At 64.3% G+C, this 24,532-nt stretch carries 21 protein-coding genes; 5 read left to right on the top strand and 16 right to left on the bottom strand.

Translation table 11 applies throughout. The annotated features are described in order from the left end of the window. Positions 1-27: 27 nt before the first annotated feature. The 6 genes from NGM99_RS17490 to ytfQ form a co-directional block, all read right to left on the bottom strand. Positions 28-3,180, bottom strand: a complete 3,153-nt coding sequence (locus tag NGM99_RS17490) for a response regulator (protein WP_252821279.1) — start codon at positions 3,178-3,180, stop codon at positions 28-30. Positions 3,181-3,281: 101 nt separating this feature from the next. After that, complete coding sequence (locus NGM99_RS17485) at positions 3,282-3,965, bottom strand: FadR/GntR family transcriptional regulator (RefSeq protein WP_252821277.1); 684 nt, start codon at positions 3,963-3,965, stop codon at positions 3,282-3,284. A gap of 88 nt (positions 3,966-4,053) precedes the next feature. After that, entirely contained in the window at positions 4,054-5,031 is a 978-nt protein-coding gene (yjfF, locus tag NGM99_RS17480; RefSeq protein WP_252821275.1) for a galactofuranose ABC transporter, permease protein YjfF, read from the bottom strand. Then, positions 5,028-6,071 (bottom strand): ABC transporter permease, encoded by a 1,044-nt coding sequence (locus tag NGM99_RS17475; protein WP_252821273.1) that lies wholly within the window; start codon positions 6,069-6,071, stop codon positions 5,028-5,030. The genes yjfF and NGM99_RS17475 overlap by 4 nt, the downstream gene beginning before the upstream one ends. Beyond that, positions 6,068-7,606, bottom strand: a complete 1,539-nt coding sequence (locus tag NGM99_RS17470) for a sugar ABC transporter ATP-binding protein (RefSeq protein WP_252821271.1) — start codon at positions 7,604-7,606, stop codon at positions 6,068-6,070. The genes NGM99_RS17475 and NGM99_RS17470 overlap by 4 nt, the downstream gene beginning before the upstream one ends. Positions 7,607-7,710: 104 nt before the next feature. Further along, positions 7,711-8,673, bottom strand: a complete 963-nt coding sequence (gene ytfQ, locus NGM99_RS17465; protein ID WP_353937434.1) for a galactofuranose ABC transporter, galactofuranose-binding protein YtfQ — start codon at positions 8,671-8,673, stop codon at positions 7,711-7,713. Positions 8,674-9,026: 353 nt separating this feature from the next. Between ytfQ and NGM99_RS17460 the strand changes: the two genes are divergently transcribed. Next, complete coding sequence (locus NGM99_RS17460) at positions 9,027-9,560, top strand: glyoxalase superfamily protein (RefSeq protein WP_353937433.1); 534 nt, start codon at positions 9,027-9,029, stop codon at positions 9,558-9,560. Positions 9,561-9,621: 61 nt separating this feature from the next. On the opposite strand, the gene hmuQ is transcribed toward NGM99_RS17460, so the two are convergent. Beyond that, positions 9,622-9,963, bottom strand: a complete 342-nt coding sequence (gene hmuQ / locus NGM99_RS17455; protein WP_252821267.1) for a heme-degrading protein HmuQ — start codon at positions 9,961-9,963, stop codon at positions 9,622-9,624. Between the two features lie 48 nt (positions 9,964-10,011). Beyond that, positions 10,012-12,246, bottom strand: coding sequence for a TonB-dependent hemoglobin/transferrin/lactoferrin family receptor (locus tag NGM99_RS17450; RefSeq protein WP_252821265.1), 2,235 nt, complete (start codon positions 12,244-12,246; stop codon positions 10,012-10,014). A 265-nt stretch (positions 12,247-12,511) separates the two neighbouring features. Between NGM99_RS17450 and NGM99_RS17445 the strand changes: the two genes are divergently transcribed. From NGM99_RS17445 to NGM99_RS17435, 3 genes are read left to right on the top strand one after another with little or no spacing between them, the layout of a single operon-like run. Continuing rightward, positions 12,512-13,378 (top strand): heme/hemin ABC transporter substrate-binding protein, encoded by an 867-nt coding sequence (locus NGM99_RS17445; RefSeq protein ID WP_252821263.1) that lies wholly within the window; start codon positions 12,512-12,514, stop codon positions 13,376-13,378. Beyond that, complete coding sequence (locus NGM99_RS17440) at positions 13,375-14,448, top strand: FecCD family ABC transporter permease (RefSeq protein ID WP_252821261.1); 1,074 nt, start codon at positions 13,375-13,377, stop codon at positions 14,446-14,448. The genes NGM99_RS17445 and NGM99_RS17440 overlap by 4 nt, the downstream gene beginning before the upstream one ends. Positions 14,449-14,450: 2 nt before the next feature. After that, positions 14,451-15,266 (top strand): heme ABC transporter ATP-binding protein, encoded by an 816-nt coding sequence (locus tag NGM99_RS17435; protein WP_252821259.1) that lies wholly within the window; start codon positions 14,451-14,453, stop codon positions 15,264-15,266. Here NGM99_RS17435 and NGM99_RS17430 read toward each other — a convergent pair. The 8 genes from NGM99_RS17430 to cyoA form a co-directional block, all read right to left on the bottom strand. After that, positions 15,251-16,021: an SDR family NAD(P)-dependent oxidoreductase gene (locus NGM99_RS17430; protein WP_252821257.1), complete on the bottom strand. Its 771-nt coding sequence runs from the start codon at positions 16,019-16,021 to the stop codon at positions 15,251-15,253. The two genes, NGM99_RS17435 and NGM99_RS17430, sit on opposite strands and share 16 nt — an antisense overlap. Before the next feature lie 68 nt (positions 16,022-16,089). Further along, the gene (locus tag NGM99_RS17425) at positions 16,090-16,623 is read right to left on the bottom strand and encodes a response regulator transcription factor (protein ID WP_252821255.1); all 534 of its coding nucleotides are present in this window, start codon (positions 16,621-16,623) and stop codon (positions 16,090-16,092) included. Then, positions 16,613-17,926: an ATP-binding protein gene (locus NGM99_RS17420; protein ID WP_252821253.1), complete on the bottom strand. Its 1,314-nt coding sequence runs from the start codon at positions 17,924-17,926 to the stop codon at positions 16,613-16,615. The genes NGM99_RS17425 and NGM99_RS17420 overlap by 11 nt, the downstream gene beginning before the upstream one ends. A gap of 8 nt (positions 17,927-17,934) precedes the next feature. Next, entirely contained in the window at positions 17,935-18,699 is a 765-nt protein-coding gene (locus NGM99_RS17415; RefSeq protein ID WP_252821251.1) for an SURF1 family protein, read from the bottom strand. After that, positions 18,696-19,130 (bottom strand): cytochrome o ubiquinol oxidase subunit IV, encoded by a 435-nt coding sequence (gene cyoD / locus NGM99_RS17410; RefSeq protein ID WP_252821249.1) that lies wholly within the window; start codon positions 19,128-19,130, stop codon positions 18,696-18,698. Before cyoD ends, NGM99_RS17415 begins: the two co-directional genes overlap by 4 nt. Further along, a complete protein-coding gene (gene cyoC / locus NGM99_RS17405) occupies positions 19,127-19,756 on the bottom strand; it encodes a cytochrome o ubiquinol oxidase subunit III (RefSeq protein ID WP_252821247.1) in 630 nt (209 codons plus the stop codon). The genes cyoD and cyoC overlap by 4 nt, the downstream gene beginning before the upstream one ends. Then, positions 19,753-21,765, bottom strand: a complete 2,013-nt coding sequence (cyoB, locus tag NGM99_RS17400) for a cytochrome o ubiquinol oxidase subunit I (RefSeq protein ID WP_252821245.1) — start codon at positions 21,763-21,765, stop codon at positions 19,753-19,755. The genes cyoC and cyoB overlap by 4 nt, the downstream gene beginning before the upstream one ends. A 7-nt stretch (positions 21,766-21,772) precedes the next feature. Then, positions 21,773-22,954, bottom strand: a complete 1,182-nt coding sequence (gene cyoA / locus NGM99_RS17395) for a ubiquinol oxidase subunit II (RefSeq protein ID WP_252821244.1) — start codon at positions 22,952-22,954, stop codon at positions 21,773-21,775. A 181-nt stretch (positions 22,955-23,135) separates the two neighbouring features. Between cyoA and NGM99_RS17390 the strand changes: the two genes are divergently transcribed. Further along, a complete protein-coding gene (locus NGM99_RS17390; protein WP_252821242.1) occupies positions 23,136-24,449 on the top strand; it encodes an MFS transporter in 1,314 nt (437 codons plus the stop codon). Positions 24,450-24,532 lie beyond the last annotated feature (83 nt).

Here is a 24,532-nt window from a genome sequence, read left to right as displayed (position 1 = left end):
CCGGCTATCAAGCCGGCCGTTTCCGTTTTACCCCTCGACCTTCGCCACGGCATCCCGCTTCACGCCATGGGCGTCGAGCGCCACGCGGACGGCGGCGAGAAGCTTGTCCATGTCATAGGGCTTGGCGAGGAGAACCGCGCCGCGCATTTCGTTGAGCGACACCGATGACGTGTCGCCGGTCGCGAATACCAGGCTCATCGACGGGCGCAACGCCTGCGCGCGGCGGGCAAGTTCGATGCCGGAGATGCCGGGCAGGTTGATGTCGGTCACCAGCACGTCGATGGGCGCGGTCTGGAGCGCTGCCATGGCTTCCTCGGCGCTGCCCGCTTCCACCACCACGCAGCCGCCTTCCTTCAGCATCTCCGCCGTGTTGATGCGGATCAGCATGTCGTCCTCGACCAAGAGCACGGTGGGCTTCGCCGCACGGACCGCCGGCTCCGGCTGAGTCGCGGCCACCGGCTTCGGCGCGGCATCGGAATTGACCGACGGCGCGGGCTTCTCCGTGCGAGGGGCGGCCTGCCGGCGCTGGCCCTGATTGGCGAGAACGTGGCGGAATTTCCGCGCCAGGGCCTCACGGGTATAGGGCTTGGACAAGAGTTCCACGCCTGCGTCCAGCCTGCCGCCATGGACGATGGAGTTCTCCGTATAGCCGGAGGTGAACAACACCGCCACATTGGGCAGGCGCTCGCGGGCTTTGCGGGCGAGCTCGGGGCTCTTCAGCGTGCCGGGCATCACCACATCGGTGAACAGGACGTCGATCGGCACACCGCTTTCGATCACGATCAGCGCGCTTGCGGCATCGACGGCCTTAAGCACGCGGTAGCCGAGATCCGTCAGCATCTCGACGACGGTGGCACGCACCTCGTCGTCATCTTCAACCACCAGCACGGTTTCGGTGCCGCCGGAGATCGGACCGTGATTGGCTTCGACCTCGACATCTTCGCTTTCCGTCGCGCGCGGCAGGTAAAGCCTGATCGTGGTGCCGTGGCCGACCTCGGAATAGATCTTCACATGGCCGCCCGACTGCTTGACGAAGCCATAGACCATGGAAAGCCCGAGCCCCGACCCCTTGCCTTCAGCCTTGGTGGAGAAGAACGGCTCGAAGACCTTCTCCACGACTTCGGGCGTCATGCCGCAGCCGGTATCGGACACGGCGAGCATCACATACTGGCCGGGCGTCACCTCGTCGTGGGTGCGCGCGTAATCGTCGTCGAGATGGGCGTTCGACAGCTCGATGGTGAGCTTGCCCGTGCCATCCATCGCATCGCGCGCGTTGATGGCCAGGTTGAGCAGTGCGTTTTCGATCTGGGTCGGATCGATGAAGGTGTTCCACAGCCCGCCGCCGAAGACCGTCTCGACCTCGATCCCCTCGCCGATCGCCCGGCGCAGCATGTCGTCCATGCCCTGCACGAAACGCGTGACGTTGACGACCTTCGGCTCCAGTGCCTGACGGCGGCCGAAGGCGAGCAGCTGGCTCGCGAGCTTGGACCCACGCGAAACGCCGGCCATCGCATTCGCCACGCGGCGCTCGGCACGCTCATTGCCGGCGATGTCCTTGGCGAGAAGCTGGAGATTGCCGGACACGACCTGAAGCAGGTTGTTGAAGTCGTGCGCAACGCCGCCCGTCAGCTTGCCCACGGTTTCCATCTTCTGCGCCTGGGCGAGCTTCACCTCTGCCGCGCGGCGCTCGGCGATCTCGGCGATGACGCGGGTTTCGAGGGACTCGTTGAGCTGGCGCAGCTGGTCTTCCGCGCGTTCGCGGTGGCGGACCTGGCGCGCGAGATTTTCCGCCTGCTCGCGCAGCGTAGCCTCGGCCGCGCGCTGGTGGGTGATATCGGTGTGGACGCCGACCCACTCGCCGATTTCGCCATGATCGTCGATGATCGGCAAGGCGCGGATGGCAAAGGTGCGCCATGCGCCGTCATGGCGGCGGACACGGTGTTCGAACACGAACATGGTCTTGGCAGCCAGCGCCTCGCCCCAGGCCTCGACCGTCACAAGCCTGTCATCCGGATGAACCGCGTTCGACCAGCCATAGCCCTGATAGTCTTCGAAGCTCTGCCCGGTGAGTGCCGCCCAGCCCGGTTGCTCGCCGACCATCCGGCCATCGGCACTGTTGGTCCAGAGCACGCCATGCACGGCGTTCATCGCCGCGATAAAGCGGTTGTTGCTCAAAGCCAGCGAGGCTTCGCGCTCCGCACGCTCCTCGACATCGATGCCGAGCACGTAGACACCGGGGATCGAGCCATCCGCATCGATGCGAGGCACATAGCGCAGCTCGGTGCGGCGTGACACGCCGTCCTTGTTGGTGATCGTGGTCTGCGACGTAAAGCTTTCGCCCGCCAGCGCCCGGTCCAGCGAGATCCGGCGATCCTCGTAAAGCGCGTCGCCGACGATGGCGCGCACCGAACTGCCGATGACTTCGCCGAGCGGCTTGCCGAAAACCTGTTCGTAAGCACTGTTGGCAAAGCGGTAGACATGATCGCGGTCCACATAGGAGACCAGCATGGGCAGCGTGTCGGTGACACGGCGCAGCTCGGCCTCGCTGGCCGCCAGCGCCTGTTCGAAATGCACGCGCTCGGTGTTCTCCACCACCGTGCAAAGCACGCCGCCGACTTCGCCGCATTCCTCGTAGACAGGCGTGAAGAAGAGGTCGAAGACCACATCCTCGCGCTTGTCGTTGCGATAAAGAACCATCGGCTGGTCGCGGAACAGCGAAACCTCGCCGCGGAACCCGGCGTCGAGAACCTTGCGGTTGAAGTCCCAGATTTCGGGCCAGATGCCGGGCACCGTGCCGCCGAGCGCCTGCGGATGGTTCGCGCCGGCGATCTCGCGATAGCCGTCATTGTAGATCATGACGTGATCCGGTCCCCACATCAGGACCTTGGGCACGGGCGAGTTGACGACGTTGGACGCGGTTGCGCGCAGCGCGGAGGACCAGTTGGCGATAGCGCCGAGAGGGTTGCTGCTCCAATCCAGATTGCGGATCAGCTCGCCGCATTCGCCGCCACCGATGGGCCAGATCCGAGAGGCAACCGACCGCCGCGTTTCCTGCAGACGCGTCAACGCCGCGCGGAGAACAATGTTCGCATCATCGAAACCACCGGAAGCCATGCAGTCGGCGATGAGGCCCTCGAGCTCGGGCGTGAGGGAAACACTGCTGGTCGGTCGCGTGGACATCGGGTTTCGGCTCTCGAGGGGATCGTTTTCCACTAGCCGAAACCCTGCCGGTGTCAACTATCACAAAGGTCGGGGTCGGACGGGGTTCGAACACAAGCTGTTCAACGCAGCGTTCCTGCCCGGGTGACGTCCGCCACGCGCTCGCTGCCGTCATCGATGACGACGCGCATGGCCGCGCGTGCAGCCTTGGCGTCGCGGCGCTCGATAGCGTCCGCAATGGCGCGGTGCCGGCTGACGGTGAGCGCGTGACGCGCCTGATCGGGCAATGGCGAAGAGATGGCGAAGGTGATCGCGAGCGCCACCTCGATCAGGGCGCTGATCGAGCGCATGAAGGGATTGCCCGAGGCTTCCGCCACCGCGATGTGAAAGCGCAGGTCGGCCTCGACAAAGAGGGAAATTTCCGTGCGCGCCTCGCCCATGCGCTCGACCCAGAGGAAGAGGTCGCGCGATTGCGCATTCGTTCGACGCTCGGCAGCAAGGGCGGCAGCTTCGGGCTCCAGCGCCATGCGCATTTCGGACAGGTGGGACAGAAAGGCACGGTCGGCACCCGCTTCCACATGCCAGGTGAGGATGTCGGGATCGAACAGGTTCCAGAAGCGGCGCTCGCGCACGCGGGTGCCGATCTTGGCCTTGGCCTGGATCAGGCCTTTGGCGGAAAGCGTCTTGAGCGCCTCGCGCAAAACCGTGCGCGACACGCCGAAGCGCTCCATCAGTTCGGTGTCGCCGGGCAGATTGGTGTTTTCAAGGTACCGGCCACCGACGATGTCACAGCCGAGATCGTGCATCACATGGCCATGATGGGTGCGTGGCCGCTGCGCCTCGATCAGCGCCCTCGCCTCCTGCGCCAGCCCTTCGGGCTCGATGGTGGCAGCGTCAGGCAGGGGCGAGCGCTCCCGCCTTGCGTGAGGATACGAGCACCAGTACCCGCTGCAGCGCGATGAAGGCGAAGAGCAGGATGCCGACCACGATCTTGGTCCACCACGACGAGAGCGTGCCGTCGAAGACGATATAGGTCTGGATGATGCCCTGGATCGCCACACCCACCAGCGTGCCCGCCACATAGCCGGTGCCGCCGGTCAAAAGCGTGCCGCCGATCACCACCGCCGCGATGGTGTCGAGCTCGACGCCCACGGCCGAGAGCGGATAGCCGGCCGAGGTGTAGATCGAGAAGACGACGCCTGCGAGCCCCGACAGGAAGCCCGACAGCGCATAGATCAGCACCGTGGTGCGCGCGACCGGCACGCCCATCAGCTCCGCCGATTGCCGGTTGCCGCCGAGTGCATAGACATATGAGCCGAAGCGCGTGAAATGCGCGAGCACGATGCCGCCGAGAAAGACCACGAGCATCAGCCCGCCGATCACGGTGAGCCGCCCGCCGCCCGGCATGCGCCAATAGAGGCTCTGGATCGTGGAATAGAACTCGTGACCGATGGGGATCGAGTCCGTGGTGATCACGAAGCTCAGGCCCCGCGCGAGGAACATGCCGGCCAGCGTGACGATAAAGGCCGGGACGTCGAGATAGTGGATGATGGCGCCCATCCCGGCCCCGAACAGCGTCGAGAGCAGAAGCGCGATGGCGAAAGCCACGAGCGGATGGAAACCGTACCAGCCGACGAGAACGGCGATCAGCACGCCGGTGAAGGCAATGACGGAACCGACCGACAGGTCGATGCCGCCCGAGATGATGACGAAAGTCATGCCGACGGCGGCGATCCCCAGGAACGCGTTGTCGGTCAAAAGATTGCCGAGCACGCGGGTCGAGAACATATTCGGGAACTGCATGACGCAGAGCCCGTAGGCGACGACCGCGATTAGAAGCGTCGCGTAGAAGGGAAGAAGCCTGTTGCTCATGCCGGATTCTGTGCCTTGTTCGCTGACGGGTCCGAGCTTCTCAAAGGCTCTTGAGGCTTCGCCTTGGCGCCGGGTCGGAAGAAGGCGCCAGCGCCCGCAAGGGAAAGCGACTGGGCGAGCAGGATCATGATGATCACCGCCGCCTTCACGATCAGGTTGTATTCGGGCGGGAAGCCGGACAGGAGAATGCCGGTGTTCATCGCCTGAATGATGATGGCGCCGAGCATCGACATCAGGATCGAGAAACGCCCGCCGAGCAGCGAAGTACCACCGATGACGACCGCGAGGATCGCGTCGAGTTCAAGCCAGAGGCCCGCATTGTTGGCATCCGCCCCGCGAATGTCGGCGGTGGCGATGATGCCGGCGAGCGCCGCGCAGAAGCCCGAGAACGTATAGACGAAGAGCAGGAGAACGCGGCTGTTGAGCCCGGCATAGGTGCTCGCGCTACGGTTGACGCCGACCGCTTCGATGAGAAGCCCGAGTGCCGTCCGCCGCACGAGCAGGATGGCGAGCACGCCCAGGACGGCTGCGATCACCACCGGCATCGGAATGCCGAGGAACGAGCCCGTGCCGAAGAAGATCAGGCCCGGCTCGTTGAAGGTGACGATGAAGCCTTCGGTGACGAGCTGCGCGATGCCGCGCCCCGCGACCATCAGGATCAGCGTCGCGACGATGGGCTGGAGGTCGAGAAAGGCGACGAGAATGCCGTTGAGGAGCCCACAGAGGAGGCCGACCACGAGCGCAGCCGCAAGCACCGCGACCAGCGGATAGCCCGCGACCGTCATGGTCGCGGCCGTGGCGCCCGCCATCGCCATCACGGCACCGACGGACAGATCGACGCCGCGGCTGGCGATCACCATGGTCATGCCAATGGCAAGGATCATCACCGGCGCGCCGCGATTGAACACATCGACGACCGAGCCGAACAGGCGGCCGTCCTGGATGCGGATATTGAAGAAGCCGGGGAATGCCAGCCAGTTGAGAAAGAGGATGACGGCCAGCGCGATGAGCTGCGGGGCCGCGCGGCGAAGCGAAATCATGCCGAAGCCCCTTCATTCGATGCGGACGCCTGCGCGGCGATCGCCCGCATGATGTTGTCGGGCGAAATCTCGGCTCCGGTCAGCTCACCGCGATGCTCGCGGTCGCGCAGGATGCGAATGCGCGTCGAGTAGGCGGTGATCTCCTCGATCTCCGACGAGATGACGACGAGCGACAGTCCCTCCTCGCAGAGGCGGTTGATGAGCGCGATGATCTCGGCATGGGCGCCGACATCGATGCCACGCGTGGGTTCGTCGAGGATGAGCAGGCGCGGGTTCGTCGCGAGCCAGCGGGCCAGCACCACCTTCTGCTGGTTGCCGCCGGAAAGGAATTTCACCGGCTTCTCGATATCGGATGTGCGGATGTCGAGCGCTTTGACGAAGCGGTCGGCGAGTTCGGCCTGCTCACGGCTCGGCATGCGCCGCAGCCAGCCGCGCCGGGCCTGCAATGCGAGTGCGATGTTCTCGCGTACACTCAGATCGCCGACGATCCCGTCCGTCTTGCGGTCTTCCGGGCAGAGGGCGAAGCCGAGTTGCACGGCCGCGCGCGGCGACAGGACCTTGGCCGGCTTGCCGTCGATCGTGAGCGAACCGGAATCGGGCGCATCGAGCCCGAACAGCAGGCGCGCCGTTTCGGTGCGGCCCGAGCCGAGCAGGCCCGCGACGCCGACCACCTCGCCTGCCCCGATCGAAAGATCGAAGGGTGCTACCGAGCGGGCGCGGCCATAATGCGAGAATTCGATGCGTTTGCCGGATGATGGCGGCGCAGACCGTCGCTCGGCCTCCGCGCCATGGGTCGCCTCGGCCAGCGCGCGGCCCAGCATCATCGAGACGAGCTCCACCTGCGGCAGCTCGGCCGCCTCGCGCGTGCCGACCAGCTTGCCGTTGCGCAAAACCGTAATGCGGTCGCAGAGCGCATAGACCTGATCGAGGAAGTGAGTGATGAAAACGATGCCCATGCCGCGATCGCGCAAGCGGCGCAGGATCGCAAACAGCGTTTCGACCTCGGCACGGTCGAGGCTGGCGGTGGGTTCGTCGAGGATCAGCACGGAGCCCGACAGATCGACGGCACGCGCGATGGCCACCAGCTGCTGCACGGCCACAGAAAAGCGGCCGAGATCGGCACTCACGTCGATGTCGATATCGTATTGGGCGAGCAGCGCCTTGGCGCGCTTTTCCATCTCGGAGCGGTGGACCAGGCCCCAGCGCATGGGCTGGCGGCCGATGAAGAGGTTTTCGGCGACCGACAGGTTCGGCAGGAGATTGACCTCCTGATAAACGGTGCCGACGCCCAGTTCCTGCGCGTGGCCCGTGTCGCGCACCGTGACCGGGGTGCCGCGCAGCCGGATCGTACCGCCGTCGGGCTGATGCACGCCTGTCAGGATCTTGATGAGCGTGGACTTGCCCGCGCCGTTCTCACCGAGCAGCGCATGGATTTCGCCCGGCCGGACTGAAAAGTCCACGCCGTCGAGCACACGCAGGCCCAGAAACGATTTGATGATCTTTTCGGCGCTGACGAGCGCCTCGCCTGTGGACATGCCACACCTCCCGAACAAGACGCCGCGCCCGTGGCGCGGGATCTCAATCCTTGGGGAAAAACGGCCGGACTTCTCGGAGAAGCCCGGCCGAGCTTGGGAGAGGCTTAGTAGCCGAGACCCTTCTTTTCCTCATAGACCTTCATCGGATCGTCAGCCTGCGTGTAGAGCTTGGATTCGGTGATGATCTGCTTGGGCGGCAGCGTGCCGTCGGCCTTGAACTTCTCGAGCGCGTCGAAAGCGGGACCCGCCATGTTCGGCGTCAGTTCCACCGTGGCATTCGCCTCGCCTGCGGCCATGGCCTGGAAGATGTCCGGCACGGCGTCGATCGAGACGACCTTGATGTCGGTGCCGGGCTTCAACCCCGCTTCCTTGATGGCCTGGATGGCACCCACCGCCATGTCGTCATTGTGGGCATAGAGCGCGCAGATGTTCTTGCCGCCGTTCTCGGCCTTCAGGAAGCCTTCCATCACTTCCTTGCCCTTGGCGCGGGTGAAGTCGCCGGTCTGCGAGCGAGTGATCTTGATGTTGGCGTGCGAGGCGATGGCGTCCTCGAAGCCCTTCTTGCGGTTGATGGCGGGCGAGGAACCGGTCGTGCCCTGCAGCTCGACCACATTGCAGGTCTTGTCGCCGACATCCTTGACCAGCCAGTCGCCGGCCACCTTGCCTTCATGCACCTGGTCGGATGCAACGACCGTCATGTAAAGGTCGGGCGACGCCTTGACGCCGCGGTCGAGAAGAATGACCGGAATCTCGGCATCCTTGGCTTCCTGCAGCACCGTGTCCCAGCCGGTCTCCACCACGGGTGCGATGAAGATGGCATCGACGCCCTGGGCGATGAAGCCGCGCAGCGCCTTGATCTGGTTTTCCTGCTTCTGCTGCGCGTCGGCGAATTTGAGATCGACCTTGCGCTTTTCGGCTTCCTGCTTGGTGACGCTGGTCTCGGCCGCGCGCCAGCCCGACTCCGAGCCGATCTGCGAGAAGCCGACGGTGAGGTCGGCAGCCGAAGCCGCACCGGCCATCAACGTGCCGGCGGCAACGCCCAACAGAAGTCGCGTGAAATGTCGCATGAACTCTCCTCCCTGAGATATGGACGCCGATCCTCAACGGCGCTGGAGGGTTTCTGTCATATAGTATGACTATTGGCAAGCAGGGAAATCGCGTCTCACGAGAGCAATTTTGAGGAAAGATCGCATGCCAGTCGAACTACCTGCCATCCGTCTTGCCACTGGAAATCCCGTGGAAGCGACTTGCTCCCGTCGATCCTCTGGGCCAAGCTTTGTGTGGGCTGGTGCTGCCCGCCGCTCGCGCCACCATGGCATGGTGAAAGCACTTGGAAGACCATCAAGCATCAGGCCTCGGGCGGCGGATGCGTCGGCAATGCGAGCCCCGGCAAACGATCCGCCTGCACACGAGGATGCTTATGCAGACCGATCCTAAAGCCATGGCCAAGGCGCTGCGCGCGGCACTTGGGCAAAAGAACATTGCCCTATCCCACAGCGAGGCGCTGGAACTCGTAGCGAGCCAGTTCGGGGTACGCGACTGGAACACGCTGGCCGCAACACAGGATGCGAGCGATTCTGCGATTCGCTTCACTGCCACCAAGCCGATCCTGCGCATCTTCGACGAAGCCAAGGCGCGGGAGTTCTACCTGGACTTCCTCGACTTCTCGCTCGACTGGGAGCACCGCTTTCACGCCAACGCGCCGCTCTACATGCAGGTCTCGCGTGCGGGGCTCGTGCTTCACCTCAGCGCACATCACGGCGATGCCACTCCCGGCTCGACGGTATTCGTGGAGATGAAAGGCGTTCGCCTTTATCGCGACGAGCTGATCGCGCGGAACTACACCTACAACAAGCCTAGCGTCGAGGAAGCGCGCTGGGGCGACCAGCTGGAAGTGGTGGACCCTTTCAGCAACCGCATCCGCTTCTGCGAGATGGGTGCGGGCGCGAACTGAGCTATAAAGGAAAAGGGCGGGACGCTCGCGCCTCCCGCCCCTTTTTCCGATTGCTGCTACTTCAGGCCGCGTTGGCTTGCGGATCGACCTTGATCTTCTGGATCACCTCGAACCCTTCGAACTCGGGATGGCCGAGATAGGTCGGCTTGTGCTCCGACGTGTTCGAGCGCGCATGCGAAGCGCGGAACGCGTCCGAACGTGTCCAAGCTTCGAAATCCGCCTTGGTCCGCCACACGGTGTGCGAGGCGTAAAGCACGTGGTCCTCGCGCTCCGGGCCTTTCAGCATGTGGAACTCCACGAAGCCCGGCAGCGTCTGCAGATGGCTTTCGCGGTTGAGCCAGATGGCCTCGAAATCCTGAGCGGATTCCTTGATCACCTTGAAGCGGTTCATGGCGATGAACATCGATGGTTTCTCCTGCGTGAGTGACGTGAAATTCTATGAGGCCAGACGTCAGAACTGGTAGGCGACGCTGGCCTTGAAGGTGCGGCCCGGTTCGGTGAAGTAGTCCTTCTGAAGCGTGGTCGAGTCCGGGATGTCGAGCGCATCATAGTACTTCTTGTCGAAGACGTTGTAGACGCCGGCCGTCAGCTTCATGCCCTCGACCTGGCTTGGCTTCCACCAGCCCGACAGGTCGAGCAGACCGTAGCCGGGCGTGCGCGAGATGTCGTCTTCCACCTTGTCGCGGGCAGCCGCCAGCGTGACGATGGCGTTCGCGCCCCACTCACCGGCGGTGTAGCCGAGGTCGAAGATGCCCTTGGCGGCGGGTATCGTGTTCAGGTGCTCGTCCGTTTCGCGGTCCTTGCCGACATAGGCGCCGATGCTGGCAGCCAGGCGCCAGCTGGCGTCGAACTGCCAGTGGCCCGAGACTTCCGCACCCCAGATATCGACCTTGGCGCGGTTGTCGTAGGCGGTGATGCCGAGCGGATAGGTGCCGGGCGGCACGCCGGCCTCGGCCGCCGTCAGGGTGACCACGTCGATGAAGTTCTCGTAGCGGTTGTAGAACAGGTTCAGCGAGCCGCCGCGCTGGTCGTCGCCGACGATGGCGCCGATGTCGAAGCCGTTGCTCGTTTCGGACTCGAGCTCGGCGTCGCCGATGCGCAGATAGGTGCCCGGTCCGCCATAGGTGAGGTAGAGTTCCGTCGGCGTCGGCGCACGGAAGCCGCGGGTGTACTGGCCGAACAGCGTGATGCCGGGCGTCGCGTCCCATTCGGCGCGGAACTTCGGCGAAACGGCGGAGTCGCTCGACTCGTCGGGCAAGCCGCTGAAGCTCGGATTGTCTTCGAGGCCGTCCGTGTCCTTGGGCTCCGCGCGATACCAGTCGAAGCGCACGCCGGGCGTGAGGCGCAGGCGGTCGCCGTAGAAGCCCATCTCGTCCTGCACGTAGGCCCCCACCGTCAGGCCGTCGACATCGGGCATGTCGGCCTGGTTGGTGTGGAGGAAGTTGCACGAGTTGAAGGGCGGATAGGGCGGCGGCGGGCAGCTGTCCTGGCCGCTCGAAAACTGGCCCGACTGGCTGCCGAAGATTTCGCCGCCGAAGCCGACATCATGGGAAACGGCGCCGGTCAGAAAGCTCGCCACCGCGTTGGCATTGGCGCCGATCGTGGTCTCCTCGCGCTCGGTCAGTCGGCTGTAGTCGCCACGCGGCGTGGTCCGGCGGATGCCGGAGAAATCGCTGTCGAGGTCCTGCTTCTGCCAGTAGACCACGGCATCGGCGGCCGAGATCAGGCCATCGCCCTCTTCCGGTGCGTATTCGTAATTGAGCGAGACACGCTGGCGCTTGTCGCTGTCGTTGAGGCGGGGTGTGCCCAGAACATAGGTGCCGGGAACGTTTGGAAGTGCGGATCCGGGAGCCTGGGATGCCGTGCGGTTCTCGACGTCGTCGTCGCGGTCGTAGCTTTCGGCCGTCAGGCCCAGCACATGCCCGCCCTCGAAATGCTGGCGGACCTTGGCGAGGTAGTTCTGCCGCTCGTAGTCGCGCGGCTCCTTCTCGGTTCGCAACGCGCCATAGCCACCGACATCGCCCTGGTTCTCGATCTCCTGCCCATCGCGATAACCGCCCTGGAAGAAGAAGTAGGTGTCGCGAAGACGCGCGGCGAGCGCCTGCTCGACGCTCCAGCTCTTGTCCTTGGAATCGAAGGAAAGGCGTGAAAGCCCGCCGAAGGTCTTGCCGTTGAGAAGCAGGTCCTCGGGGTTGAGCGTGCGGAACGCCACCACGCCGCCGAGCGCTCCCGATCCGAAGACGCTCGAATCCGCGCCCTTGACGAGATCGATCTGTGACAGAGTGTCGAAATCGAAAGAGGAAACGCCGCCCGACAGGCCCCGCGCCCCGTCTTCGATCCAGGGCACACGCACGCCGTCGATCGTGGTCAGCACGCGCGGACCGCTCAAGCCCCGCACATTGATCGAGTTGTTGCCGGCCGAAAAATTCACGGCCGGATCGAGACGGTTGATCTCGCTGATATCCCGCACCTGTGCGGCGTCGAGATTGTCGCGCGTGATGCGGCTGGTGGTCGGCGTGGCTTGCGTTGCCGCGGTGCCCTTCTTCTGCCCTTCGACTGTCACGGTCGGCAAGACCGCATCGTCATCGGCATTGGGCGCGGTTTGGGCGAATGCCGGCGCGGCGATCGCGCAGGATAAAACAAGTCCGGCACCAAAACGGGCGAGACGCGAAACACGAGACTTCATCAAGAGGACCCCACTTCCAGCAAACGACATTGGGCGGGCTGGAAGCCTGGGAGCGGCTCGGTGGCTGGCCTTCACGATCGGACACCGCCGGCCCCCGCCGGTTCTGTGATCCGTCTTGACCCTGTTATGCAAACATGACTAAACGAGTCAACAATGACTCCGCATCATTCACATTCAGTTCGGAGAACTGTTGCAGAGAAGCGACGCGGCGGTTGGAGTTCTGCGGTTCAAGCCGTTCGCCGGCTTGCCATGAGGGTTTTCTGTTATGCGTTTTCCGGTCCTACGCTCTTTGTCGCTTGCGCTGGCGCTGACAGGGCTTGCCGCTCAATCTGCGTCGGCACAGGACCCGAAGCGCGTCGTCTCGATCGGTGGCGCGGCGACCGAGATCGTCTATGCGCTGGGCGAAGAGAAACGGCTGGCAGCGGTCGATACGACCAGCCTTTATCCACCCGAAACCAAAGCGCTGCCCAATGTCGGCTATATCCGCGCGCTCTCGGCTGAAGGCGTTTTGTCGCTCTCGCCCGACATGATCCTCCTGGAGGACGGCGCCGGCCCGCCCGAGGCCGTGAAGCTGATCGATGCGGCTGGCGTCGAAGTGGTGCATGTGCCTGCCGGGCACTCGGTCGAAGCCCTGCCTGAAAAGATCAGGACCGTTGCGCACGCGCTGGGGCGCGACAGCGACGGGAACGCGATGGCGTCGAAGGTCTCCACGGACCTCGCCGCACTTCAGAAGGAGCTTGGCGCGGTGAAGGCCAGGCAGAAGGTGCTCTTCATCCTCTCGCTCAAGGACGACCGCCCGCTGGCCGCCGGCGAGGATACGGCCGCCGACGCCATGATCCGGCTGGCCGGCGCGCAGAACGTGCTGGCCGGCACCAAGGGCTATAAGGGTCTCTCCTGGGAAGCGGCCTCCGCGCTCCAGCCCGATGTGATCCTGATGATGGATCGCGGTGGCGAGGCGCATGGCGGCGACGCCTTCGCGCTTCCCGCATTGGCCGCGACGCCGGCAGGCCGCAACAAGCGGCTGATCAAGATGGACGCGCTCTATCTGCTCGGTTTCGGCCCGCGCACGCCGGCCGCGGCACGTGAACTGGCATCCAGGCTTTATCCCGATCTTGCGCTCAGGCAGCCATGACGGCGGCAAGCTTGGCCGTGTCCTCGACTGACACCGGCGACCGCACGCGAACCGGTCGGCTCGCGCTGATCCTCCTCGCTCTTCTCTTGGTGCTGACGGCTATCGTTTCGCTGGGCGTCGGTCCTGCTGCGCTTTCGCCTGCGCGCGTGGTCGAAATTCTGCTTTCAGGCCCACGTCCGAGCGAGGCCAATCTCGGCGATACGGTGATCGTCTGGCAGATCCGCCTGCCGCGCATTCTGCTCGGGTGCCTGGTCGGTGCGAGCCTCGCCTGCGGCGGCGCGTTGATGCAGGGCCTGTTCCGCAACCCTTTGGCTGATCCGGGACTGGCCGGCGTTTCATCGGGCTCGGCACTCGCGGCCGTTGCCGTGATCGTGCTGGGCGGCGGGTTTCTTGATAGCATTCTCGGGCCTTGGACGCTGCCCTTCGCCGCCTTCTTCGGCGGCCTCGCTTCCACGGCATTGCTCTACACTGTGGCCACGAGCCAGGGCCGCACGGCCATCGCGACCATGCTGCTCGCCGGCATCGCACTCGGCGCGCTGGCCGGCGCGCTGACGGGCTTTCTCGTTTTTCTGAGCGATGACCGCCAGCTGCGCGACATCACCTTCTGGAGCCTGGGCGGCTTAGGGGGCGCGAGCTGGGAGCGGCTCTGGACCTGCGGGCCGATCATGGTCGCGGCGCTCCTCGCCTCGCCATTCCTCGCGCGCGGGCTGAACGCGCTCGTTCTGGGTGAGGCGGAGGCCTTCCATCTGGGACTGAGCGTCCAGCGCCTCAAGCGGCTGGCGATCGTGATCGTGGCGGCCGGCACGGCGGCGAGCGTCGCGGCGGCCGGCGTCGTGGGATTCGTCGGCATCGTCGTGCCGCATCTCTTGCGCCTCGCGGTGGGCGCCGATCATCGCTTCCTGCTGCCCGCCTCGGCACTTCTGGGTGCGATCCTGATCCTCGTCGCCGATATGGCCGCGCGCACGCTGGCGAGCCCTGCCGAACTGCCGATCGGTATTCTCACCGCCATTCTCGGCGCGCCGTTCTTTCTGTGGCTGTTGTTGCGCCGCCGTGGCTTCAGCGAGCTATGACGATGCTCCAGCTTCAAGACGTGACGGTCAAAGCCGGGGGGCGCGCAATCGTTTCAGGGGTAAGCCTTGCACTTCGGGCAGGTGAGCTGACGGCCCTGCTCGGCCCCAATGGTGCAGGCAAATCCACGCTGATGAAGTTGATGGCGGGCGAGCTTGCGCCTCAAAGCGGGCAGGTGCGCTTTCATGGCCGCCTTCTTGCCGACTGGACGCCGTCCGAGCTCGCACGCCATCGCTCAGTGCTGCCGCAGTCGAACCAGCTCGCCTTTCCCTTCACCGTGTTCGAAGTCGTACGTCTCGGCGTCGAAGCGCGCAGCTCACGCGTCGGGCTGGAACGTGAGGTGAGTGCGGCACTCGAGCGCGTCGATCTCGCAGGCTTCGGCGCGCGGCGCTTCTCCGAGCTTTCGGGCGGCGAGCAGCAGCGCGTGCATCTGGCCCGCGTGCTGTCGCAGATCGGCGCACCGGTCGGCGAGGATGGCCGCCCGCGCCTGCTCTTCCTCGACGAGCCGACATCGAGCCTCGACATCCGCCACCAGATCGCGGTGCTGGAGATTGCGCGCACGTTCTCACGCGCGGGCGGCGCAGTGCTCGCCATCGTACACGATCTGAACCTTGCCGCGGCCTTTGCCGACCGCATTGCCATCATGGAGCGCGGGACGCTGGCCGCGGACGGCACGCCGCGCGAAGTCTTCACCAGCGAAGTGCTCGAAACCGTGTTCGGCCTGCCGCTTCACATCCATGCGGCGGAAGGACGTCCGCCACATGTGGTGCCGCGTGCCTATGGTGCCGATTTCTCGCGGTCGGCTTACCAGCAGGTATAGCCGCCATCGACGGGCAACACGGCGCCCGTGACGAGGCTGGCGCCGCCGGATGCTAGGAACAGCACCGCGTTCGCGACCTCTTCCGCCTGCCCCATACGCCCCATCGGCGTGTCGGCGAGCCAGAGCGGAATGCGGTCCTGGTTGAGCGGATTGGAGAGTACCATGGGCGTCTCGATATAGGTCGGCGCGACCGCGTTCACACGCACATTGTGCTGGCCCCATTCGGCCGCGAGCGAGCGCGTCAGATGGTGCACGGCCGCTTTCGAGACATTGTAGGGCGTCTGCGGCTGCGGACGGTTGGCGATCAGGCCCGACATGGATCCGAGATTGACGATCGAGCCACGCTTGGCCTTGACCATATGGCTGCCGAACGCCCGCGTGCACCAGAACAGACCGTTGAGGTTCACATCCATCATGCGCAGCCACTGCGCGTCGGTGGTGTCCTCGAGCGCTGTGCCCGCTTCGCCGATACCCGCGTTATTGACGAGGATGGTGGCTGCGCGTCCCTCACTCGCGAGTTGATCGGCAATTGCGGTCATGCGGGCGGAATCGGTCACGTCGCCTTCAGCCGCTTCGGCCTCGATGCCCTTCTCGTTGAGAGCATCAACGCCGGCTTGCGCCGCTGCGATCTGGGGCTCGATCAGCACGAGCTTTGCGCCGGCCTCGCCCAGCGCCTCGGCGCAGGCCAGGCCGATGCCGCGTCCACCACCGGTGATCACGGCCACTTCGCCGCTGAGATCGAAACGTTTCGTCATGAGATGCTCCCGAATGCTTCACGCTGTCGATAGTGCAAGTCGTGGGAGAATCGCAATGCGATTGAGGTTCAGGCGACGCGGCTCTTGCCGAGTTTGCGCGCGAGGGTGCGCCGGTGCATGCCCAGGCGTCGTGCGGCTTCGGAAATGTTGAAGTCCGTTTCGGCCAGGACCTCGTGGATGCGCTCCCATTCCAGCGTCTTGATCGAAGTGGTGCGGCTCGTCAGCGGAATGGCCGTGTCGCCCTCCTCGCGCGCAAAGGCAGCTTCGATATCATCGGTGTTGGAAGGCTTCGCCAGATAGTGGCAGGCGCCGAGCTTGATGGCTTCGACAGCCGTCGCGATGCTGGCATAGCCGGTCAACACCACGATCTTCATGTCGGCATCGTGCAGGTGCAGCGCCTTCACGCATTCGAGGCCCGAGCCGTCGGTGAGCTTGAGGTCGACCACGGCGAAGTCGGGTGTTTCTGCCTTCAGAAGCTCGTGCATTTCGGCCACGCCCGCGCAGGACGACACCTCGTAGTCGCGCCGCTCGAAGCTTTTGCGCAAGGTCCGCGAGAAGGTCGGGTCGTCCTCGACGATCAGCAATGAGGGTCTAGCGTCCACGCGCACCTCCTGCGGCAAGCCGCGCCAGTGGCAGAGACAAGGTCACGGCGGCACCGCCCTCGGGCCGGTTGCCGGCCGACACCGTGCCGCCGAGCTTACGCGCCACATTGACCACGAGAAACAGGCCGAGGCCACTCCCCGGCCGGTTCTTGCTGGATCTGTAGGGCTTGCCGAATTCTTCCAACATTTCTGGCGGGAAGCCCGGTCCCTGGTCTTCGACGGTCAGGAGGAGCTGCTCATCCGCGCGCTGAACGACGACGCCGAGCCAGTCGGGCGACGCCTCGTAGGCGTTGTCGAACAGGCTGGAGATGACCTGCTTGAGCGCGAGATCGAGATGGATCGGCTCGTCGGGCGCAAAATCGTTGCGGTAGGATACACGGCGCGGCGAGCGGTGGATTCGCCACTCGGCGATCAGCTCGTCGAGAAAGGCGTTGACGGTGGTCCGCACCGTGCCCTCGCCCCGCGCCTCGCCCGACGACATGAGAATGCCCGACACGATCGACTTGCATCGGTCGAGCTGGCTCTGCATGTCGTCGATCTCCTGCGCGAGACCTGGATCAGAGCGGAAAGGCGGCATACGACGCCAGTCGTTGATGATCACGGACAGCGTCGCGAGGGGCGTGCCGAGTTCATGCGCGGCACCCGAGGCGAGCAGGCCCATGCGCACGATATGCTCTTCTTCCGCCGATTGGCGGCGCAGGTCGGCGAGGCGGTCGTCGCGTTGGCGCAGGTTACGATTGATCTTGTTGACGAAGAAGACGAGCAGCCCCGCAGCCAGCACGAAGCAGATGAACATGCCCTTGAGGTGCAAGGGCGCCATGCCGTCACCGTGCATCAGCGGCATGGCGCTGCCGAAGGACAGGCTCATCAGCGCGAAGAAACAAAGGCTTGTGACACCCACCATCGCCCAAGCCGACCACGCTTCGAGCAGCACGGCACTCAAAATGATCTGGAGCAGAAACAGCGTGACGAAGGGATTGCTCGCCCCGCCGCTCAGATAGAGCTGCGCGGTGAGAGCCGCCACATCGAGCAGAAGCTGGATGAAGAGTTCGGTGTTCGACACCGCATCCTTCGCGCGGTAACGCCAGAAGGAAAACAGGTTCAGCGCCATCAGGAGCAGGATGACGAGCCCCATCAGGCCGAGCGGCAACGGAATCCCGAGCACGAAACGGACGAACAGGATCGTCGCCACCTGACCGCCGACCGCGATCCAGCGCAGCAGCATCAAGAGAAAAAGATTCTGGCGGTTGGCGGCGTCGCTGATGGGCGCGATGTCGCCGTCGGAGAAGGCTCTGTGCGGCATTCGGGTGCTCAGGCGGCGCGGCGTGCCCGTCTCAAACGCCATTCACGGCGCGCAACGAACACCGTCGCAGATATGAGCATGATGTCCAGGGTCAACCAGGTCAGCGCATAGACGAGGTGATTGTTGTTGAAGCGCAGAACGGTCAGGCCGCCTACAGGAAGGTCAGCACCGGGCGGGACACCGTTCGCGCGGAGTTCCGCATCGATAAAGAAAGGCGCGACCGGGCCGAGGTTTCGGCTTGAGGCGATGGCCTCAACATCGCGGGAATACCAACGGCCGGCGGCCGGATCGTTGGAGCGCAGAAAGCCGCCTTTCGGCTCGGACAGCCGGAGAAGGCCGACCACCCGCGTCTCACTCTGTACGGATGGGTGCGAAGCGGGATCGCGCGCGTCGTTTGGCACGAAACCGCGATTGACGAGAATGGTTCGGCCGTCGTCAGCCTGAAACGGTGTGACCACCCAGAAGCCGCCACCGCGCTCCGTGACGGCCTGAACGAGCACCTCGTTGCTATCGTCGAAACGGCCTGAAAGAGCCAGGCGGGCGTATTCGAAGTCCTTTGCCGATCCCGCCGTCCATTCGGCGTCGGTGGGCGGCGCGACGGGCTCGGCCTTCACCCGCGCCTCGACGCGCTCGATCAGGTCGAGCTTCCAGGCGCGGCGCTCGACCTGCCAGACGGTCAGCGCCGTCAGCGCCGCGATGCCGAGAAGTGCGAGGATCCCGAGAACAGCGAGCGCGCCTATCCCTCGCGGGCGCGGCGCGCTCGTTGGCGTCACGGCTGCTGGCCTATCTCGTTCTGTTCCATCGTGTCCATCTGCGGCATCATGTTGGTGTTCATGTGATACATGACCCACAAGGTGCCGGCGATCGTGATGACGACCACGATCAGCGTGAAGACGAATGCCATGAAGTTCCATCCCTCTTCCGAGGAGGCGTTCATGTGCAAGAAGAAGATCATGTGCACCACGATCTGAACGGCTGCGAAGGCGACGACCAGAAACGCCGTCAGCTGCGGGCTGGCGAGCGGAGACTCCATCACGAGCCAGAAGGGAACCGCCGTCAGGATCACCGACAGGACGAAGCCCGTCATGTAACCCTTGAACGAGCCGTGCGCTTCGTGCGCGTCATGCCCATGCCCATGCCCATGCCCGTGGCTGTCGCCATGGCCGCGGCCGAGATTGTCGGTGTGGTGGGCCAGCTCGCTCATCGCAGCATCCCCAGAAGGTAAACGAAGGTGAAGACGCCGATCCAGATCACGTCCAGGAAGTGCCAGAACATGGACAGGCAGAACAGGCGGCGGCGGTTGGCGGGGATCAGCCCATGCTTGGACACCTGCACCATCAGCGTGACGAGCCAGATCGTGCCGAATGTGACGTGCAGGCCGTGCGTGCCGACCAGCGTGAAGAAGGCCGACAGAAAGGCCGAGCGCTGCGGGGTCGCGCCCTCATGGATCAGGTGCGCGAACTCGTAAAGCTCGATGCCGAGGAAGGCCAGGCCGAACAGGCCGGTGATCCCGAGCCAGAGCAGCGTCGCACTCTTGCGGTTGCGTGCCATCTCCAGCATCGCGAAGCCGTAGGTGATGGACGAGAAGAGCAGCATCGCGGTGTTGATCGCGACGAGCTCGAGGTCGAACAGGTCCTTCGGGCTCGGGCCTGCCGCATAGTTCGCGCCGACCACGCCATAAGTGGCGAAGAGGATCGCGAAGATGAGGCAGTCGCTCATCAGATAGAGCCAGAAGCCCAGCATGGTGGAGGAGCCTTCCGAGTGGTGCGGCTCCTCGGCGAGGTGGAACTGCACCTCGCCGTCTCGCGTGTCGATCACGGTCGTGCTCATGCGCGAACTCCTGCGGCGAGCAGCTCGGTGCGCGCATTCTCGGTCGCGACCACTTCCTCGGCGGGAATGTGGAAGTCGCGGTGGTAGTTGAAGCTATGCGCGATGGCGACGGCGATGATGCCGAGGAAGGACAGCGCCGCCAGCCACCAGATGTACCAGATGAGCGCGAAGGCGAGCGCGACGCTCAGACCCGACAGGATCACGCCCGTTCCCGTGCTGGAAGGCATGTGGATCGAGCGGTAGCCTTCGAGCGGACGCTGGTAGCCGCGCTTCTTCATGTCCGACCACGCGTCATTGTCGTGGATGACGGGCGTGAAGGCGAAGTTGTAGGCGGGCGGCGGCGAAGACGTCGCCCATTCCAGCGTGCGCCCGTTCCACGGATCACCCGTATGGTCGCGAAGCTGTTCGCGGCGCCAGATGCTGACGGCGAACTGCACCAGCATCGCGCCGATGCCGCAGGCGATCAGGAACGCGCCGAGTGCCGCGATTTGGAACCAGATCTGGATCGACGGGTCATCGAACACGCGCATGCGCCGCGTCACGCCCATCAGGCCGAGGATGTAGAGCGGCATGAAGGCAGCCCAGAAGCCGACGACCCAGCACCAGAACGAGACCTTGCCCCAGAACACGTCGAGCTTGAAGCCGAAGGCCTTGGGCCACCAGTAGTTGATGGCGGCGAAGAGGCCGAACAGCACGCCGCCGATGATGACGTTGTGGAAGTGCGCCACTAGGAACAGCGAGTTGTGCAGCACAAAGTCGGCCGGCGGCACGGCGAGCAGAACACCGGTCATGCCGCCCACCACGAAAGTGAGCATGAAGGCGACCGTCCACATCATCGGCAGTTCGAAGCGGATCCGCCCGCGATACATCGTGAACAGCCAGTTGAAGATCTTCGCCCCTGTCGGGATCGAGATGATCATCGTGGTGATGCCGAAGAACGAGTTCACGCTCGCGCCCGAGCCCATCGTGAAGAAGTGGTGGAGCCAGACGAGGTAGGACAGGATGGTGATCACGACGGTGGCGTAGACCATCGAGGTGTAGCCGAAGAGGCGCTTGTTCGAGAATGTCGAGGTGACCTCCGAGAACACGCCGAACAGCGGCAGAATGAGAATGTAGACCTCCGGGTGGCCCCAGATCCAGATGAGGTTCACATACATCATCGGATTGCCGCCGAAGTCGTTCGTGAAGAAGTTCGTGCCGACATAGCGGTCAAGCGAAAGCAGCACGAGAACGGCGGTGAGCACCGGGAAGGAGGCGACGATCAGCACGTTGGTGCAGAGCGAGGTCCAGGTGAAGACGGGCATCTTCATCAGCGACATGCCCGGCGCGCGCATCTTCACGATGGTCGCGATCAGGTTGATGCCCGACAATGTCGTGCCGACACCGGCGACCTGCAGGCCCCAGATATAATAATCGACGCCGACATATGGGCTCGCACCCAGGCCCGACAGCGGCGGGAATGCGAGCCAGCCGGTCTGCGCGAACTCGCCGACGAAGAGCGAGATCATGATGATCACGGCACCTGCCGTCGTCATCCAGAACGAGAAGTTGTTCAGGAACGGAAACGACACGTCGCGCGCGCCGATCTGCAACGGCACGACATAGTTCATCAGGCCCGTGACGAAGGGCATCGCCACGAAGAAGATCATGATCACGCCATGCGCGGTGAAGACCTGATCATAGTGGTGCGCGTTGAGATAGCCTTCCGAACCGTTGAAGGCGATGGCCTGCTGGACGCGCATCATGATGGCGTCGGCAAAGCCGCGCAGGAACATGATGAGACCGAGCACCATATACATGATGCCGATCTTCTTGTGATCGACGGAGGTGAACCACTCGGTCCAGAGATAGCCCCAGAGGCGATATTTGAAGAGTGCGAAGAGCACCACGGCGCCGATCAGAGCGGTGCCGACGAAGGCGCCGAGAATGACGGGCTCGTGGATGGGAAACGCGTCGAGCGTCAGCCGCCCGAAGATCGGGCTCACGGGAACGGGATTGGTGATAGCCATCAGAAATTCACAGCGTGCTGAAAGGTGTGGACAGCGCGGACGAGCGCGTCGAGGAGTTCACCGGCTGGGCGCCGGGCCGCGACAGGCCTAGTCCCTGGATCGGCGTAAAGCGGTCACGCACGGGAGCGTCCTCGCTGTCACGCGACATGGCGAGCGCCTCGGCTTCCGAGCAGATGCCGGCGACATAGCGCGGCTCCGGGCCGAACACGGAGCCGGAACCCGCGCCGCGGCGGGCATATTTGTCGTAGACGAGCGGCAGGGTGTTGTGGATGCCAGCCATCCCGAGGCCGCCCTTCTCGTCGATCGCCATCATCTCGTTCATGCACATCTTGCCGGGCGTGGCGCACATGTTGACGATGGCATCGAAGAGCTTCGGATCGACACTGGCATAGAGCTGCACTGGATTGCCTTCGCTCTGGCGCTCGAGCTCGAGATAGGTCGGGCGGTCGAGCGAAACGGTGCTGGCCTTGGCCTTGGCGACCCACGCGTCGAACCCGGCCTGATCGAGGCCGTGGAACTTGAAGCGCATCTTGGAAAAGCCCGCGCCGCTATAGTGCGAGGAAAAGCCGTCATAGGTGCCGGTGTGATTGACCACGCCATGCAGCTTGGTTTCCATGCCGGGCATGGCATAGATCATGCCGGCGAGCGTGGGCACATAGAAAGCGTTCATCACCGAGGTCGAGGTGATGCGGAAGCGGATCGGGCGATCCACAGGCGCGGCGAGCTCGTTGACGGATGCCACGCCGTATTCCGGCATGATGAAGAGCCACTTCCAGTCCAGCGCCACCACATTCACGTCGAGCGGCTTCACGTTCTGCTCGACAGGTTTGGTTGCCGACACGCGGCCGAGCGGCCGGTATGGGTCGAGAAGATGCGTACCCATCCAGGTGAAAGCGCCGAGCGCGATGATGATCAGAAGCGGAACCGCCCAGATCACCAGTTCCAGCTGCGTGGAGTGATCCCAATCCGGATCGTAGGGCGCATCCGTGTTGGCCTGGCGATAGCGCCAGGCGAAGAGCACGGTCAGCACCATCACCGGGATGATCACGATCAGCATCAGGCCGGTCGAGATCAGGATCAGGTCGCGCTGCTGGGCCGCCACGTCGCCGGCTGGCGCCATGACCACCCAGTTGCAGCCGGCGAGCGGCAGAAGCAGCAGGCCGAGAAGGAAGAAGCGAAGGGATTTCATTGAAGGACGCAAAGCCGCTTTCATTTTTCGGCATCGCGCTACTCCCCCCGCGCCCGTTCCGACATTGGACAATTTGCCCAATGCCCGCCCATGTCGCAAAAGATGCATAGGCAGGCTGGATTTCACTCAATCGCTGCGGGTTCACACTCGCGCGACCCACACGGTTCAGCTGGAAGACACCATGCAGACTGAAGCCACGGCCGAGCGCGACGCCCGGCTCGTCAATGCCAAACACGGCGAGATCAACCCCAACGACATCGCGGTGGGCGTGGTCATCGGGCGTACGTCGGAGTTCTTCGACTTCTTCGTGTTCGCGATCGCGTCGGTGATCGTGTTTCCGCGCCTCGTCTTCCCCTTCGTGGATCCGCTGACCGGCACGCTCTACTCGTTCATCATCTTCGCGCTGGCCTTCATCGCCCGCCCCTTCGGCACCGCGATCTTCACCGCGATCGACCGCAATTACGGCAAGGGTGCCAAGCTCACTTCAGCCCTTTTCCTGCTCGGCACCTCGACGGTGGTGATCGGCTTCCTGCCCGGCTATGAGCGCATCGGCATCTGGTCGGCCGTGATCCTGTCCGTGCTGCGCATCCTGCAGGGCGTGGCCCTTGCCGGCACTTGGGACGGCCTCGCTTCGCTGCTGGCGCTCAACGCGCCTGAGAACAAGCGCGGCTGGTATGCGATGATCCCGCAGCTCGGCGCGCCGCTCGGCCTGCTCGTAGCCAGCATGCTGTTCGCCTTCTTCGTCGGCAATCTTTCGGCAGAGGACTTCTACGACTGGGGCTGGCGTTATCCGTTCTTCGTGGCATTCGCCATCAATGTCGTGGCGCTGTTCGCACGCCTGCGCATCGTGGTGACGCCGGAATATACCAACCTCTTCGACAACCGCGAGCTGCGCCCGGCACCCATCGTCGAGACGCTGCGCGCGGAAGGCCGCAATGTGGTGATCGGCGCCTTTGCGCCTTTGGCGAGCTTCGCGCTGTTCCACATGGTCACGGTGTTCCCGCTTTCCTGGGTGTTTCTCTACACCCGCGACGACCCGGCGCGCTTCTTGACCCTCGAAGCGGTCGGTTCGGTGATCTGCACGATCGCGGTCTTCATTTCGGGCGCGCTGTCCGATCGCTATGGCCGCCGCAAGCTTCTGATGGGCTGTGCGCTGGCGATTGCGGTCTTCTCCGGCTTTGCACCGCAGCTGCTCGATGGCGGCTTCGCCGGCGAAACGCTCTTCATGTTCTCAGGCTTCGCGCTTCTGGGCCTCGCTTTCGGGCAGTCCTCGGGTGCGGTCGCGGCGAGCTTCTCCAAGCCTTATCGCTATACTGGCTCGGCGCTGACGTCCGACCTTGCCTGGCTGTTCGGTGCGGGCTTCGCGCCGCTCGCGGCCCTGGTGCTCGCCACAGAATTCGGCCTGATCGCAGCCGGCGCCTATCTTCTGTCCGGCGCGCTCTGCACGCTTCTGGCGCTCCGCCTCAACGCGCGCTGGGAAATCCGCGACCGCTAGAAGCTGAAACCGGGCCAGCCGCAGGGCTGGCTCCCGGCCCTGCCCGTTACGAAATCGTCTTGCCAAACGTAAAGCTCGACTTT

The organism is Mesorhizobium liriopis, assembly GCF_024053505.1.
GTDB classification, from domain to species: domain Bacteria; phylum Pseudomonadota; class Alphaproteobacteria; order Rhizobiales; family Rhizobiaceae; genus Mesorhizobium_B; species Mesorhizobium_B liriopis.
This window is presented reverse-complemented; position numbering and strand designations above follow the sequence as displayed.

Bases quoted from the DNA above. Each gene is read 5' to 3' on its own strand.
- NGM99_RS17490 (WP_252821279.1), bottom strand. From the start codon at position 3,180: ATGTCCACGCGACCGACCAGCAGTGTTTCCCTCACGCCCGAGCTCGAG.
- NGM99_RS17485 (WP_252821277.1), bottom strand. From the start codon at position 3,965: ATGCACGATCTCGGCTGTGACATCGTCGGTGGCCGGTACCTTGAAAAC.
- yjfF (WP_252821275.1), bottom strand. From the start codon at position 5,031: ATGAGCAACAGGCTTCTTCCCTTCTACGCGACGCTTCTAATCGCGGTC.
- NGM99_RS17475 (WP_252821273.1), bottom strand. From the start codon at position 6,071: ATGATTTCGCTTCGCCGCGCGGCCCCGCAGCTCATCGCGCTGGCCGTC.
- NGM99_RS17470 (WP_252821271.1), bottom strand. From the start codon at position 7,606: ATGTCCACAGGCGAGGCGCTCGTCAGCGCCGAAAAGATCATCAAATCG.
- ytfQ (WP_353937434.1), bottom strand. From the start codon at position 8,673: ATGCGACATTTCACGCGACTTCTGTTGGGCGTTGCCGCCGGCACGTTG.
- NGM99_RS17460 (WP_353937433.1), top strand. From the start codon at position 9,027: ATGCAGACCGATCCTAAAGCCATGGCCAAGGCGCTGCGCGCGGCACTT.
- hmuQ (WP_252821267.1), bottom strand. From the start codon at position 9,963: ATGTTCATCGCCATGAACCGCTTCAAGGTGATCAAGGAATCCGCTCAG.
- NGM99_RS17450 (WP_252821265.1), bottom strand. From the start codon at position 12,246: ATGAAGTCTCGTGTTTCGCGTCTCGCCCGTTTTGGTGCCGGACTTGTT.
- NGM99_RS17445 (WP_252821263.1), top strand. From the start codon at position 12,512: ATGCGTTTTCCGGTCCTACGCTCTTTGTCGCTTGCGCTGGCGCTGACA.
- NGM99_RS17440 (WP_252821261.1), top strand. From the start codon at position 13,375: ATGACGGCGGCAAGCTTGGCCGTGTCCTCGACTGACACCGGCGACCGC.
- NGM99_RS17435 (WP_252821259.1), top strand. From the start codon at position 14,451: ATGCTCCAGCTTCAAGACGTGACGGTCAAAGCCGGGGGGCGCGCAATC.
- NGM99_RS17430 (WP_252821257.1), bottom strand. From the start codon at position 16,021: ATGACGAAACGTTTCGATCTCAGCGGCGAAGTGGCCGTGATCACCGGT.
- NGM99_RS17420 (WP_252821253.1), bottom strand. From the start codon at position 17,926: ATGCCGCACAGAGCCTTCTCCGACGGCGACATCGCGCCCATCAGCGAC.
- cyoD (WP_252821249.1), bottom strand. From the start codon at position 19,130: ATGAGCGAGCTGGCCCACCACACCGACAATCTCGGCCGCGGCCATGGC.
- cyoC (WP_252821247.1), bottom strand. From the start codon at position 19,756: ATGAGCACGACCGTGATCGACACGCGAGACGGCGAGGTGCAGTTCCAC.
- cyoB (WP_252821245.1), bottom strand. From the start codon at position 21,765: ATGGCTATCACCAATCCCGTTCCCGTGAGCCCGATCTTCGGGCGGCTG.
- cyoA (WP_252821244.1), bottom strand. From the start codon at position 22,954: ATGAAATCCCTTCGCTTCTTCCTTCTCGGCCTGCTGCTTCTGCCGCTC.
- NGM99_RS17390 (WP_252821242.1), top strand. From the start codon at position 23,136: ATGCAGACTGAAGCCACGGCCGAGCGCGACGCCCGGCTCGTCAATGCC.